We start from the raw sequence: 13,787 nt of genomic DNA on the forward strand, positions 1-13,787 counted from the left end.
AGCATCGAAAATAATTTCAAGCCTTTCTAAAACTTGCTCGTAATCATTTTGATCTTTAATTGGTTTAATATTCATGCGTTTAAATTTTAGTGGCGTCGATTTTATCATATTCAGCATGAGTGCCAATAAAGCGTATCAAAAGTTCCCGAATTGGGAATATTTTTTTTATGATTCTGCTTCAATCCCTTCTTCATACATCTCATTAATCGCCTCGGCATATTTCTTTTCTACAATACGGCGTTTCACTTTCATCGTAGGCGTGATTTCTCCCTCGTCAATATTGAAGGGATTACGCTTGATCTTAAAGTTTTTAATACGTTCGAATTTGGCCAGTTCATTGGAGATTTTTTTAATATCCTGTTCCATCCAGTCCATAATTTCCTGATCGCGGATAAAAGGATCGGCCTCTTCGAAAAATGATGGCTTAAGCTTAAAGGTCTCTTCTAAAGTTTCTCTATTCGGAATAATGATGGCTGTAATAAATTCACGTTTATCTCCAATCAAAAAGAGTTGATCAATCTTAGGACTTTTTAAATAAATGTTTTCGACCGGGGTAGGGTAAACGTTTTTGCCATAAGCATTTACGATCATGTTTTTCAAACGGTCGGTGATCTGTAAATTACCTTTATAAAAACGGCCAATATCTCCGGTATGGAACCACATGTCTTTATCTATCGCTTCGGCAGTTTCTCCAGGTTTATTAAAATAACCTTTCATCACACAATGGCCGCGAACGATCACTTCACCTTCGGCGCATTCAAATTCTTCGTTAAAGGTATGGTGTGTTTGGATGCTCAACATTTCTTTGCTTTCCACATCTTGTATCCCCACTTCAATACCCGGAATTACGCGACCAACTGTACCGTAAACCTGCCGGTGGTATTCGGTAACCGACATTACAGGCGAAGTTTCTGTTAAACCGAATCCCTCTAATATTTTAATACCCAGATCGCCAAAAAATTCACCCACGTTTTTAGGTAAGGCGGCACCGCCCGAAATCATAAACTTTAAACGTCCACCGGTTTTCTCCTTAATTTTGCTGAACACCAGTTTTTCTGCTATTCCTTTTTTAACAGATAACATTAAACCTGGGTTTTTGCCAGCCTCTTTGGCCACACGGTATTTATTCCCGGTTTCTAAAGCCCAGGTAAATATTTTTGCTTTTGTTCCACCACCTGCAGTTCCACCTTTTATCGCTTTATCATGTATCCGCTCTAATAAACGTGGAACACAGCTCATTACCGTAGGACGTACTTCGCCCATATTTTTCGCCAGAAGTTCCAAACTTTGTGCGAAAGCTATTTTACAGCCCTGTGCACAACAAACATGGTAAGTTGCAGTACGTTCGAATACATGCGAAAGTGGTAAGAAAGAAAGGAAGGTCTCTGTTTGATCGATCACAGGGATCTGTTGTAAACAAACTTCAACATTCTTTACAAAATTATGATGGGTGAGCATTACACCTTTAGGTGTTCCGGTTGTTCCGGAAGTGTAAATTAACGAAGATACATTTTCAGGTAACACCAAACTTCTGCATTGGTCGATGTCTGCTTTTTCTGCAGCTGTAACCTGATGTTTAAGGGCAAGAATATCCGAGAATGCAATTACTTCTACATGTACATCCGCAGGAATGGCAACCTTTTCAAAATCTTTAAAGGCAGGAATAATATATTTTAATTCTTTACAGTTGGATGCTACCTTGAGTACTTTGCGGTATAGAAAATTATTCCCAACAAGAATTGCCTTTATGCCCGAATCATTAATGATATAGGCCACTTCCTGCTCGGAAAGCGTAGGGTAAATGGATACATTAATTACCCCAATCTGTTGTATTCCCTGATCGTAATAAACATATTCAGGCGAATTTTCGATCATTAAACCTAAACGGTCTCCTTTTTTTATTCCCTTTTCTAAAAAGAAGGCAGAAACAGCATCGGCTCTTTTTAAAGTATCTTCATAAGAAATTTCAGTCCATTCGGTACCTTGTTTATGGATCAAAAATGTTTCTTGAGGTTTATGAATGTTTTTTACAACATTCCGCAACAAGGTAGGTACAGTTGAAAATTCGTTTATTAATGGCATGCTCGTATTGGTTCGCTAATTATAATTAACAATTATAACGCTTTTTGGTTTAAAAATACAAAAGGGCCCCGAAATTTTCGGCGCCCTTAAATATATGCTTTATGTGAATTTAAACAGAGAAGCTTTCGCCACAGCCACAGCTGCGACTTGCATTTGGGTTTATAAAGTTGAAACCTTTTCCATTTAAACCATCAGTGAAATCTAATTCAGTTCCGGCCAGGTAAAGGAAAGATTTCATATCCAAAGCAATTTTGATTCCTCTGTCTTCAAAAAACTGATCGCCTTTTTGTTCTTCGTTATCAAAATCTAAATTGTATGATAAACCCGAACAACCACCACCTTTTACCGAAACGCGTAAAAAGTAATCAGAACCCATTTCCGAATCCTGCATTAAGTGGCCGATTTTTTCTTTTGCTTTATCTGTTATTGTGATCATTGTGATAGAGATTTGTGATTTGAGATGTTAGATTTGAGACATATTTGATCGCTTAAAGGTCTCAAATCTCATATCTATTATCTCACATCTATTCTAGTGGTGCGATTTTTCTAATACAATTGCCTCTAAGCCATTTTTAACGCGGTAATCGTTAATAGCCGATTTAATTGCATCTTCTGCTAAAACTGAGCAGTGGATTTTTACTGGAGGTAAAGCCAATTCTTCAACAATATCCATGTTATCGATAGATAAAGCCTCATCAATTGTTTTTCCTTTTAACCATTCGGTGGCTAAAGAAGAAGAAGCAATTGCCGAACCACAACCAAATGTTTTAAATTTAGCATCAGTGATTACGTTGTCTTCCCCAACTTCAATCTGTAAACGCATTACGTCGCCACACTCAGGTGCACCAACTAATCCTGTTCCTACAAATTTGCTGTCTTTATTTAATGTACCTACGTTACGTGGGTTATTGTAATGGTCAATTACTTTTTCTGAATATGCCATGATTTTATTTTTTTATCTCCTTACGGAGCAATTTTATTTTTATTTTTCAATTTGGAGCTTGGCGATTTGCGTAGGGCGTTAGGCGATTAACCTTCTACCTTAAGCTTTCCAGCCCTCTACCTCTTTTAGTGTTCTGCCCACTCTATTTTACTCAAGTCGATTCCTTCTTTAAACATTTCCCAAAGTGGAGAAAGTTCTCTTAAGTGATTAACCGCTTTTTGAGTTACTTCAATCGCCTGGTCGATTTCTGCTTCTGTGGTAAACCTTCCTAAACCGTAACGGATAGAAGAGTGTGCCAAATCATCAGATAAACCTAAGCTTTTTAAAACATACGATGGTTCTAAAGATGCTGAAGTACAAGCCGATCCTGAAGATACTGCTAAATCACTCATTGCCATCATTAAACCTTCACCCTCAACATATTTGAAAGAGATATTGGCTACGTGTGGTAAACGGTGTTGTGTATTACCATTAACATAACTCTCTTCCATTTTGTTCAAAGTAGTTTCCAACTTATCGCGTAAAGCCGATAAACGAACAGATTCGCTTTCCATTTCTAAACGGCAAAGTTCGCAAGCTTTACCTAAACCAACAATACCAGGAACGTTTAAGGTACCAGAACGCATTCCACGCTCGTGTCCACCGCCATCCATTTGTGCAGTTACTTTAACCCTTGGGTTTTTACGACGAACGTAAAGTACACCGACACCTTTCGGACCGTACATTTTGTGCGCCGAGAAAGCCATTAAATCTATACCATCAGTATTTACATCAACCGGAATTTTACCAACTGCCTGCGTAGCATCTGTCATAAATAAAGCGCCATGTTTGTGTGCAATGGCTGCAATTTCTTTAACCGGTTGAATTACGCCGATTTCGTTGTTGCCATACATGATCGAAACTAAAATCGTTTCAGGAGTCATAGCAGCTTCTAATTCAGCTAAATCAATTAAACCGTCTTCTTTAACACCTAAATAAGTAACGCGTGCGCCGTTTTTTTCTAAGTGTTTGCAGGTATCTAAAACTGCTTTATGTTCAGTAACCGCAGTAATAATGTGGTTACCTTTTTCTTTGTACATTTCAAATACACCTTTAATAGCCAGGTTATCGGCTTCGGTGGCACCTGATGTAAAAATAATTTCTTTTTCAGTACAGCCGATTAATTTGGCTACCTGCTCACGGGCATAATCTACACCCTCTTCAGCCACCCAGCCAAACGCGTGATTACGACTTGCGGCATTTCCAAATTTCTCTGTAAAGTAAGGTAGCATTGCTTCCAACACCCTTGGATCTAACGGGGTTGTTGCATTATTATCTAAATATATCGGCTGTTTCATCTCTATTCTGTTAATTATAACACAAAGATACGAAAAAACTTATTTAACAATTATAAATAATAGCTATGAGCTTATAGATAAAAGCCGCATTTTTACATTCACATAACCTTATAATCTATGAACAAGATAGAACACATCGGCATCGCGGTAAAAGACCTTAATAGTTCCATTGATATTTATCAGAAACTGCTAAATACCGATTGTTATAAAACAGAGCTAGTTGCGTCCGAATTTGTAAATACGGCTTTCTTTAAAACCGGTGAGAACAAAGTGGAACTGCTGGAGGCCACCAATCCCGAAAGTGCTATTGCTAAATTTATCGAAAAAAAAGGAGAGGGCATTCATCATATCGCTTTTCTGGTGGATGATATCCTGGCCGAAATGGAACGTTTGCATAACGAAGGTTTTGTACTGCTTAGCGAATCGCCCAAAAAAGGAGCTGATAATAAAATGGTTTGTTTCGTACATCCAAAAGATACCAATGGTGTACTCATTGAGATTTGTCAGGAAATTAAATGGATTTAATGAATGGAAGATGGAAGAGGTAAAATGGATGAGGGTTTTAATTTATGATATCGTCATCCTCGCGCATGCGGGGATCTTAAAGCGGTTAGTAGTGGTTATGAATTTGAAAACGAAGGGTTCTTTATTACATCGTATCTGTAGCCCTGCTGTACATTTTAGTCCCGATGAAGAATCGGGAGCTGCCATTTCCATCAGGTTTATTTAACCTTGTCCTGTGGTTCTTGGGGTAACGCAAATTGCTTAAAAACTTACGTAATAAAACCTGATCTTAAATTCCTATCATCCTAAGAATCCTAATCCCTGTAATCCTAAAAGTCCTGTTCCATGTCATTAATAAATATCATCAGCAAAGATTTTGATATCCCCGATCATCTCACCGAAAATCAATTAAGAGATGCTATAGTCGATGCTTTTGCTTATTTAATTGATAATGATTTTCCAAAGTTAATCCAGATCTTATATAAGGCTGATGTTGATCAATATAAACTGAAGGGATTATTGGAGACCGTTGAAGGTTTGAGTTCAGCCGAAGTAATCGCCGATACCTATATCGCCCGTCAGATAGCTAAAATAGAAACCTGGAAGAAATATAGTCAGAAAAAAGATTAGATGGAAAGCTTATTCTTGCGCCGGATTAAAACGGTTGTACATGTCCATGTCGAAGAATGAAACAGAATTGATTTTATCGGCCTTTAATACGAGATCAGTTTTCAGTTCGTTGGTGTTGGCTACAGAACCATCTTCAATATAGCTGGCGTAAACGGTTAAGTACTGCGTAGTAAATACCAATTCTTTGTCTTCCTTACGGTAGCCACTAAAGGCAGGTGTAATTCGGATATAGGTTGTGGTAAAGGGTTTCGGTAGTTCTTTTACCCAGCCCACATAGAATTTGCCGCTGTCCATGGTAAACTGCAAAAGATGTGCGTCGAAAAATGACGAACTCAGCAAAAGTTCAAATTCATTTCCGGAAGTAGCGATCGCTCTTTTAATGGCTTTAAGACGATTGATGAAAAGATTTGCGATTTCTGTTGCGCCTACGGCAACAAGTAACGACATGCTGGTGGTTCCGAAATAAGGGGTGTGGATGGGCAGTAATTTGCTTAGGTGCTCAACGGTTTCAGGAGAGATGGCGATAAAAAATGCTCTTAATATAAAACATGCGCCGAGTAAAAGGATGCCAGCAAAGGCAGAATTTAATAATATACGCTGGCTTTCCAGCCGGTATTGTACATACCTTAGGTATCTGAACCTGATAAGAATATAATAGCCGCCTACAAGAGGAAACAAGAGCAGGTTAAAAGGCATCTGTATGGGCTATTTCTTGTTTTTATCTTTCTCTATCTTTTTGAAGATACTTGATTCCATTAAAGCACCCACCATTTGCCTGATTCTTGGCTGCGCAAAAAAATCGGGACTTTTAATGTAGAGCTTTCCACTACTGCTCGCATGGATAATGCCATCAAACTCGCTGTCTTTTCTCATAAATCAAATTTACATATATTTTTTAAATATCTGAAAAACAATATTCAGCTCAAAAATTTTAGGTTTGTCGTGGTTATACGTAAATGAACAAACGTTTTGCAATAAACACCGCTTAAATCAGTTTTAGTAAAACAGATGTCTAAATATCTTATAATTTAAAATTTTAATTTAGGCTTGTAAATCAAAAATAAAATTAAGATATTTGCATCCTCTAAAATAGAGGTAAAAAGACAAGTAGGAAATGTCATAAGCGTTGTTGCCAGCAAATTGCAAAAATGTTCTTGATGCTTTCACACAAATAACTAAAAATAACATTCAAATGAAACCATCGAAGCATTAGCGAGATAGCTTCATCACAATTAAAAGAAAAAAACACGATGAAAAAAGATTTGCACCCAACAAGCTACAGACCAGTTGTTTTTAAAGACATGTCTAACGAATATGCTTTCTTAACAAAATCTTGCGTAGATACTAAAGAAACAATTAAATGGGAAGATGGTAACGAGTATCCTCTTTATAAATTAGAGATTTCTCATACATCACACCCTTTTTATACTGGTAAAATGAAATTGGTTGATACAGCAGGACGTATCGATAAATTCAAAAACCGTTACGCTAAGAAATAATTTTAGCAACAAAAAGCATTTTTTGAAGTCCCTTTGCCAAAAGCATCGGGACTTTTTTTATTTTTGCAGCTTATGACAATCAATTTATTTGATGATGCTTGCTGGGCGTCGCTCCGCCCGCTTACTTTTACCAGGCCAGTGGCCGATTTACGTATTGGTATTTTAACTATTGCCGAAAAATGGGGCAAATATTTAGATGCCGATTTTGGTTTTTACACTCAGGATTACCTTTCCATTAAATTTGCACCAAAACCCAATGCCGATTTATTTATAAACGGCTCTGTTTGTCCCGATGAAGCCTTGCTCAACGCTGTAGTTAAGCTTAAGGCAGGCGAAGCGCTTTATAAAAAAGATGTTGTGGTGGCTTATATTGCCGATCAGCACAATCTTGAAGCTGTTAAGCTGCTAAAACAAATTGAATATCCAGGAGATTTTGTCCAGATTATTTATCCCGAAAATATTTTCGGTCATAACCCGGCCGAAATCAGAAAAGATTTTAAATTATTAACCCACGGACGTACTTCTGCCAAAATAAGCAGTACCAATCAGTTACTTGGTGATGATATCTTTTTCGAAGAAGGAGCAAAAGCCGAGTGCAGTGTTTTAAATAGCACTATCGGGCCTATTTATGTCGGTAAAAATGCCGAAATTTGGGAAGGTAGTTTGATAAGAGGCTCTTTTGCGCTTTGTGAGGGTTCATCCATAAAAATGGGCGCAAAAATATATTCGGGTACTACAATCGGTCCGAATAGCCGTGCTGGTGGCGAAATTAATAATGCCGTAATCTGGGGTAATTCCGCTAAAGGCCACGATGGTTATCTGGGCAACTCGGTAATGGGGGAGTGGTGCAATATAGGTGCCGATACCAATAATTCGAATTTAAAGAACAATTATGCAGCGGTTAAGCTTTACGATTATGAAAGCCGTAAAATGCGTAATACCAATCTGCAGTTTTGTGGATTAATTATGGCCGATCATGCGAAATGTGGCATCAACACCATGTTTAATACTGGCAGTGTGGTAGGGGTTGGAACCAATGTTTTTGGTGCTGGTATGCCGCCAAACCATATAGCCGATTTTAGCTGGGGCGGTGCAAGTGCTTTCGAAACTTATAAAATTGATAAAATGTTCGAAACGACCGAGAAAGTATTCGCCAGAAAAAATTTGCCTCTTGATCAGGCAGAAAAGGATATTATTGCCAAAGTATTTGAATTAACCGAATCGTATAGAAGGTTTTGATCATGAGGCAATACAAAACAAATATTAAGAAAAGAGTTTATGCATCCATTTCAGATTATGGACTTTTTTTTATTTGTTACCTGGCATATCTGATTTTCTTTGGAGAGCATGTTGAAGAAGGAACCTATAGTATATCAGGTAGCAGTACACTGCCTGTTTTTCTTTTTTGGCTCATTTATTTTGTGATCTCCGAAGGTATGTATGGTGCCACATTAGGACATCAATCTTTTAACTTAAAAGTTGTAACCTTGCATGGTGAAAGGATTGGATTTACGCAAGCACTTAAACGACGTCTTTTAGATCCGATCGATTTTTTCTGCTTTGGTTTGATCGCATTTATAATTGTCAAAAATTCAGAAAAACATCAGCGGGTAGGTGATACATTTGCAAAAACACATGTAATTGACACTACAGATCCCGAACAAAATCTGGGACCAATAAGACCCTTTAATTAAAATATAAAACTAATACAAAATGAGAAAAAAGATTGTTGCCGGTAACTGGAAAATGAACTTAGATTATAACGAAGGTCTTTCGTTATTCAGCGAAATCGTAAACATGGTTAAAGATGAACGCAAAGGCGAGCAGCTGGCTATTATTTGCTCACCATTTATTCATTTAAACAGCCTGGCAAAATTGGGTGGTAACGATGTTAAAATTGGCGCTCAAAACATAAGCGATAAAGAAAGTGGTGCTTATACTGGCGAAACTTCGGCTAAAATGGTGAAATCTGTTGGTGCTGAATATGTTATTTTAGGTCACTCAGAACGCAGACAATATTTTGCAGAAAGCGATGCGTTATTGGCAGAGAAAACTAAAGTTGCTTTATCGAACGGCTTAATCCCAATCTTTTGTATCGGCGAAACTTTAGATGAGCGTAACAACGGTAGCTATTATGAAGTATTAAAAAAACAATTGGTTAATGGTATTTTCAGCTTAACTGAAGAAGATTTCAAGAAAATCGTGATTGCTTACGAACCAGTTTGGGCGATTGGTACAGGTTTAACGGCTTCTCCAGAACAAGCGCAGGATATCCATGCTTTTATCCGTAGTGAAATTGAAGCTAATTATGGTTTCAATGTGGCTGATGATACTACTATTTTATATGGCGGTAGCTGTAACCCAGGCAACGCGGCAAGTTTGTTCTCTCAAAAAGACATTGATGGTGGACTAATTGGTGGTGCATCGTTGAAATCACGCGATTTTACAGATATTATTAAAGCATTAAATAGCTAAATGCAATACATTAAAGCAATATTTGCATTCAAAAGTATCGAAGACTATCAACAGGATCTGCTCATCAGCGATCTTGCCGATTTAGGCTTCGATACTTTCGAAGATAGTGAGGGTGGTTTTACGGCTTTCGTAATCAAAGAAAATTTTAACGAGCAGGAATTAAAAGAACTCTTGGTAAATTATAGTGAAGAATTCGCAACAGATTACACTTTAGAAGATGTTGCTGATGAAAACTGGAATGCCGAATGGGAGAAAAATTTTAGTCCGTTGATTATTGATGATGTATGTTATGTAAGGGCAACCTTTCATGAGCCACAACCATCATATCCATACGAGATCGTAATTGATCCTAAAATGGCTTTCGGTACTGGCCACCACCAAACCACAACCATGGTGATGCAGTATATTTTAGCTGCTGATTTAAAAGATAAAGATATCTTGGATATGGGCTGCGGCACCGGGATTTTAGCCATTCTGGCTGCCAAATTAGGTGCTAAAAGTTTGATGGCCATCGATTATGATGACATCTGTTATGAAAGCACGATAGAAAATGCTGCATTGAACAATGTAGGTAATTTAAAAGCACTTTGTGGCAGTAAAGAAGTTATTCCCAACGAAGAATATGATGTTATTTTTGCCAATATCAACAGGAATATCTTGTTAGATCAGATTCACCGGTATGCTGAAGTATTAAAACCAAAATGCAAAATTTTCTTCAGCGGGTTTTATTTAGATCCTGATTTGGGTATGATTACTGCCGAATGTGCCAAATACGGCATCAAATACCTTGATCATAAACAGAATGGCGATTGGGTTGCGGCCCAGTTTGAGAAAAAATAATGATAGAATTTTGAATGGGTGAATTCTGAATGAGAGGATGATAGAATTGTGAATGAGTGAATGTTTTAGTTTACATCGCATAACCATTCTATAATTCTCTCATTCAATAATTAATTAATATGCGCATACATTTTATAGCGATTGGTGGAAGTGCAATGCACAATCTGGCCATTGCATTACATAAAAAAGGATATCAGATTTCAGGCTCTGACGATGTGATTTTCGAACCAGCAAAATCCCGATTGGATCAATACGGCTTATTACCGGCCGAAATGGGCTGGGATGAAAACCGGATCTCGACTGATTTAGACGCTGTTATTTTAGGCATGCATGCACGGATTGACAATCCTGAACTGTTGAAAGCGCAGGCACTGGGTGTTAAAATCTATTCTTATCCTGAATACATTTACGAACAGAGTAAAAATAAATTACGTGTTGTAATTGGAGGCAGTCATGGTAAAACAACCATTACCAGTATGATTTTACACGTGCTGAATTACTATAAACGTGATTTCGACTATCTGGTGGGTGCGCAGCTGGCTGGTTTCGAAACGATGGTAAAAGTTACCGAAGAAGCGCCGGTAATGATTATCGAAGGCGATGAGTATTTAGCTTCACCAATTGACAGAAGACCGAAATTTCACCTTTATAAAGCCAATGTTGCTGTAGTTAGCGGTATTGCCTGGGACCACATCAATGTTTTTCCAACCTATGCCGATTATACTTTGCAGTTCGATAAGTTTATCGATACCATTGAATCTAATGGAACCTTAATTTATTGCAAAGCAGATGCTGATTTAAGTGAAATCGTATCGCATTCAAAAGCAAATGTTACCAAAATCGGTTATGCTATTCCTGAGCACGAAATTAGAAATGGAATTACTTATTTGCTTCCGGAAGAAACTGCTTTAAACATATTTGGCGATCATAACCTGATGAATTTGAATGCAGCTAAATTGGTGTGTAAGCAACTGGATATTAATGAGAAAGAATTTGATGCAGCGATCGCGTCATTTACAGGTGCTGCCAAACGTTTGGAAGTAATTTCGGAAGACGACTCTACCAATGTTTATAAAGACTTTGCACATTCACCATCCAAACTAAAAGCAACTATCGATGCCGTTAAAGCACAGTTTGCCAACCGCAAACTCGTAGCTTGTATCGAATTGCATACTTTTAGCAGCTTGAACAAAGATTTTCTAAAAGAATATACAGGAGCCATGGATAAAGCCGATGAAGCAATTGTATTTATCGATATTAAATCTTTCGAACAAAAGCGGATGGAGCCTTTTTCTGAAGATGATGTTCAACAGGCTTTCGCCAACCCAAAACTGAAGTTTTTTAATGATGCGGCAAAGCTGAAAGCCTATTTATTAAGCTTAAATTATAAAAATACCAATCTATTGATGATGAGCTCTGGTAATTATGCAGGTTTCGATCTGCCCGAACTTGCGGCTTCGTTAGAAAGATAGATTTGAGACGTGAGAAATTAGATTTGAGATGATTTGCCTCAAATCTAATGTCTCACTTCTCAAATCTCTTGACACGCCTCATATCTCATATCTAGAATCTCAAATCTAATTTAAATATGAAAAGCATCGGTGACCGTATTAAACAGAGTAGGTTAGCCTTAGGTTTAAGTCAGGCGGATGCTGCCAAAAAATTAAATATCTCTACACCGGCTTTTTGTAAAATCGAGACCGGACAAACCGATGTCAATATCTCCCGTTTACTACAGATCTCTAAAACTTTTAAAGTTTCTGTTGTACAATTGATTAATGGTCAGTCTGTAACAACTGATTCATCAGAACAACTCGATGCGCTTAAAAAGGAATTGATGGAAAAGGAGGAGGAAATCAATAAACTCCGGAAAAAGGTAATTGACCTATATGATAAACTTGGCGTATAAAATGCGGTTTAAATAGTTTTTTGCCGACTAATTATCATAATAAAATTATATTATAGAATAAAATTCATTTTTGTTCGAAATATTTTGAATTTTATTCTAAATATTTATAGTTTTATAGAATGGTAATCGAAAACAATTTTAGTCTGGATCATGTCGATCTGGCTATTCTCAGACTGATGCAAGAAAATGCCCGCATCTCAAATGTAGATTTGGCAAAGGCATTGGACCTTGTCCCCTCAGCCGTACTCGAACGGGTAAAGAAGCTGGAAAAAAAGAATGTGATTACTGGATATCATGCTAAGGTGAATCCGCTTGCGCTCGATTTAAGGTTATTGGCCTTTATCTCTATGAAATCATCGCAGAGTTTCAGTTGCAATGATACCGCTAGTGAGCTGGCAAAAATTCCTGATGTGCAGGAAGTGCATGTAATCGCGGGCGATGACTGCTTTCTGGTTAAGGTAAGGACTGCAGATTCGGCTTCTTTAATGGCTTTGCTCCGTGATGAATTTAGCAAAGTCCCCAATATTTTATCGGTTAAAACAACAATCGTATTGGAGACGGTAAAAGAACAACAACAATTGGTAATTCCTCAAAAATAAAATCATGACAAATTTAAATAAAACGGCATCTCCCGTAATGGTTTACCTCGCTTTTGCCATCGTATACATCGTTTGGGGTTCAACTTATTTTTTCATTCAAAAAGCGCTTGTTGGTTTTCCTCCATTTATTTTAGGGGCTTTCCGTTTTTCGATCGCGGGTATTTTGATGTTAACCTGGTGTAAAATTAAAGGAGAAGAGATTTTTAATCTAAAAACAATGAAAATTGCTGCAGTAAGCGGTATTTTGATGTTGGGCTTAGGCAATGGAATTGTAATATGGGTTGAACAGTTTATTCCGAGTGGTTTGGTGGCCATTATGGTGGCATCGGCAGCCATCTGGTTTGTGATTCTGGATAAATCGCACTGGAAGGAAAATCTAAGTAATAAATATATTGTATCCGGATTGATTATTGGGTTTTTGGGCGTAGTGCTTTTATTTGGTGATCAGATTGTGCAGGCATTGGATAAACCCCAAAGTAATCTGCAGATTATTGGTATGGTATTACTTGTTTTCGGGCCGATAGCCTGGGCTGGTGGATCACTTTACTCGAAATATCATCCTACTACCGGTAGTTCGGTTTCTGTAAACACCGGCTGGCAGATGTTAATGGCCAGTGTAGCTTTTTTGCCTGGAGGTTTTCTGAAATCAGAATTTAAGTCGCTAGATTGGGGCAGTATACCGCTGGATGCATGGCTATCGATCATTTATCTGATCATTTTTGGATCGATTGCAGCGTTTAGCGCTTATGTATGGTTGTTGAAAGTCCGTCCGGCTACCCAGGTGAGTACTTATGCTTATGTAAATCCTGTAGTAGCTGTTTTACTGAGTTTAACCTTTACCAACGAAGTAATCGGACTTACGCAGATTATTGGTTTGGTTATTATTTTAGGAAGTGTGCTTTTGATCAACCTGCCGAAGTATAAAAGTGCATAGACTCAAACTCATGTATTTCATGGTTGGTGGCTCAC

The 13,787-nt window shown here is 37.7% G+C and carries 18 protein-coding genes; 12 read left to right on the plus strand and 6 right to left on the minus strand.

Annotated features, from left to right (window positions below; all coding sequences use genetic code 11):
- Nucleotides 1-165: 165 nt before the first annotated feature.
- From R2S57_RS29425 to R2S57_RS29440, 4 genes are all read right to left on the minus strand, one after another.
- Nucleotides 166-2,082, minus strand: coding sequence for a long-chain fatty acid--CoA ligase (locus tag R2S57_RS29425; protein WP_316848483.1), 1,917 nt, complete (start codon nt 2,080-2,082; stop codon nt 166-168).
- 109 nt (nt 2,083-2,191) lie between these two features.
- Nucleotides 2,192-2,518, minus strand: coding sequence for an iron-sulfur cluster assembly accessory protein (locus R2S57_RS29430; protein WP_316848484.1), 327 nt, complete (start codon nt 2,516-2,518; stop codon nt 2,192-2,194).
- 93 nt (nt 2,519-2,611) lie between these two features.
- The gene (gene iscU, locus R2S57_RS29435) at nt 2,612-3,025 is read right to left on the minus strand and encodes a Fe-S cluster assembly scaffold IscU (RefSeq protein ID WP_025142622.1); all 414 of its coding nucleotides are present in this window, start codon (nt 3,023-3,025) and stop codon (nt 2,612-2,614) included.
- 125 nt (nt 3,026-3,150) lie between these two features.
- Complete coding sequence (locus R2S57_RS29440) at nt 3,151-4,362, minus strand: IscS subfamily cysteine desulfurase (protein ID WP_316848485.1); 1,212 nt, start codon at nt 4,360-4,362, stop codon at nt 3,151-3,153.
- Between the two features lie 117 nt (nt 4,363-4,479).
- Here R2S57_RS29440 and mce point away from each other — a divergent pair, with 117 nt between their 5' ends.
- The 3 genes from mce to R2S57_RS29455 all read left to right on the plus strand — a co-directional run bounded on the left by mce (nt 4,480) and on the right by R2S57_RS29455 (nt 5,496).
- The gene (gene mce, locus R2S57_RS29445; RefSeq protein WP_316848486.1) at nt 4,480-4,887 is read left to right on the plus strand and encodes a methylmalonyl-CoA epimerase; all 408 of its coding nucleotides are present in this window, start codon (nt 4,480-4,482) and stop codon (nt 4,885-4,887) included.
- A gap of 10 nt (nt 4,888-4,897) precedes the next feature.
- Nucleotides 4,898-5,092 (plus strand): hypothetical protein, encoded by a 195-nt coding sequence (locus R2S57_RS29450; protein ID WP_316848487.1) that lies wholly within the window; start codon nt 4,898-4,900, stop codon nt 5,090-5,092.
- Nucleotides 5,093-5,211: 119 nt separating this feature from the next.
- Nucleotides 5,212-5,496: a hypothetical protein gene (locus tag R2S57_RS29455; protein WP_316848488.1), complete on the plus strand. Its 285-nt coding sequence runs from the start codon at nt 5,212-5,214 to the stop codon at nt 5,494-5,496.
- Between the two features lie 9 nt (nt 5,497-5,505).
- On the opposite strand, the gene R2S57_RS29460 is transcribed toward R2S57_RS29455, so the two are convergent.
- Complete coding sequence (locus R2S57_RS29460) at nt 5,506-6,192, minus strand: hypothetical protein (protein ID WP_316848489.1); 687 nt, start codon at nt 6,190-6,192, stop codon at nt 5,506-5,508.
- 9 nt (nt 6,193-6,201) lie between these two features.
- A complete protein-coding gene (locus R2S57_RS29465; protein WP_215128325.1) occupies nt 6,202-6,369 on the minus strand; it encodes a hypothetical protein in 168 nt (55 codons plus the stop codon).
- 377 nt (nt 6,370-6,746) lie between these two features.
- Here R2S57_RS29465 and R2S57_RS29470 point away from each other — a divergent pair, with 377 nt between their 5' ends.
- The 9 genes from R2S57_RS29470 to R2S57_RS29510 all read left to right on the plus strand — a co-directional run bounded on the left by R2S57_RS29470 (nt 6,747) and on the right by R2S57_RS29510 (nt 13,752).
- Nucleotides 6,747-6,995, plus strand: coding sequence for a type B 50S ribosomal protein L31 (locus R2S57_RS29470; protein ID WP_025142617.1), 249 nt, complete (start codon nt 6,747-6,749; stop codon nt 6,993-6,995).
- A 72-nt stretch (nt 6,996-7,067) separates the two neighbouring features.
- Nucleotides 7,068-8,234 (plus strand): putative sugar nucleotidyl transferase, encoded by a 1,167-nt coding sequence (locus tag R2S57_RS29475; protein WP_316848490.1) that lies wholly within the window; start codon nt 7,068-7,070, stop codon nt 8,232-8,234.
- 2 nt (nt 8,235-8,236) lie between these two features.
- Nucleotides 8,237-8,689 (plus strand): RDD family protein, encoded by a 453-nt coding sequence (locus R2S57_RS29480; RefSeq protein WP_316848491.1) that lies wholly within the window; start codon nt 8,237-8,239, stop codon nt 8,687-8,689.
- Between the two features lie 19 nt (nt 8,690-8,708).
- Nucleotides 8,709-9,470 (plus strand): triose-phosphate isomerase, encoded by a 762-nt coding sequence (tpiA, locus tag R2S57_RS29485; protein WP_316848492.1) that lies wholly within the window; start codon nt 8,709-8,711, stop codon nt 9,468-9,470.
- The gene (prmA, locus tag R2S57_RS29490) at nt 9,471-10,310 is read left to right on the plus strand and encodes a 50S ribosomal protein L11 methyltransferase (RefSeq protein WP_316848493.1); all 840 of its coding nucleotides are present in this window, start codon (nt 9,471-9,473) and stop codon (nt 10,308-10,310) included.
- 119 nt (nt 10,311-10,429) lie between these two features.
- On the plus strand, nt 10,430-11,782 hold the full coding sequence (locus R2S57_RS29495) for a UDP-N-acetylmuramate--L-alanine ligase (RefSeq protein ID WP_316848494.1): 1,353 nt from the start codon (nt 10,430-10,432) through the stop codon (nt 11,780-11,782).
- 116 nt (nt 11,783-11,898) lie between these two features.
- Nucleotides 11,899-12,219 (plus strand): helix-turn-helix transcriptional regulator, encoded by a 321-nt coding sequence (locus R2S57_RS29500; RefSeq protein ID WP_316848495.1) that lies wholly within the window; start codon nt 11,899-11,901, stop codon nt 12,217-12,219.
- A 119-nt stretch (nt 12,220-12,338) separates the two neighbouring features.
- Nucleotides 12,339-12,818 carry an Lrp/AsnC family transcriptional regulator gene (locus R2S57_RS29505; RefSeq protein ID WP_316848496.1) on the plus strand — a complete coding sequence of 160 codons (480 nt, stop codon included), beginning with the start codon at nt 12,339-12,341 and terminating at the stop codon, nt 12,816-12,818.
- Nucleotides 12,819-12,822: 4 nt separating this feature from the next.
- Nucleotides 12,823-13,752: an EamA family transporter gene (locus tag R2S57_RS29510; RefSeq protein ID WP_316848497.1), complete on the plus strand. Its 930-nt coding sequence runs from the start codon at nt 12,823-12,825 to the stop codon at nt 13,750-13,752.
- Nucleotides 13,753-13,787: the final 35 nt, after the last annotated feature.

The sequence above is a fragment of the Pedobacter psychrodurus genome (assembly GCF_032678585.1).
Classification (GTDB): Bacteria; Bacteroidota; Bacteroidia; order Sphingobacteriales; family Sphingobacteriaceae; genus Pedobacter; species Pedobacter psychrodurus_A.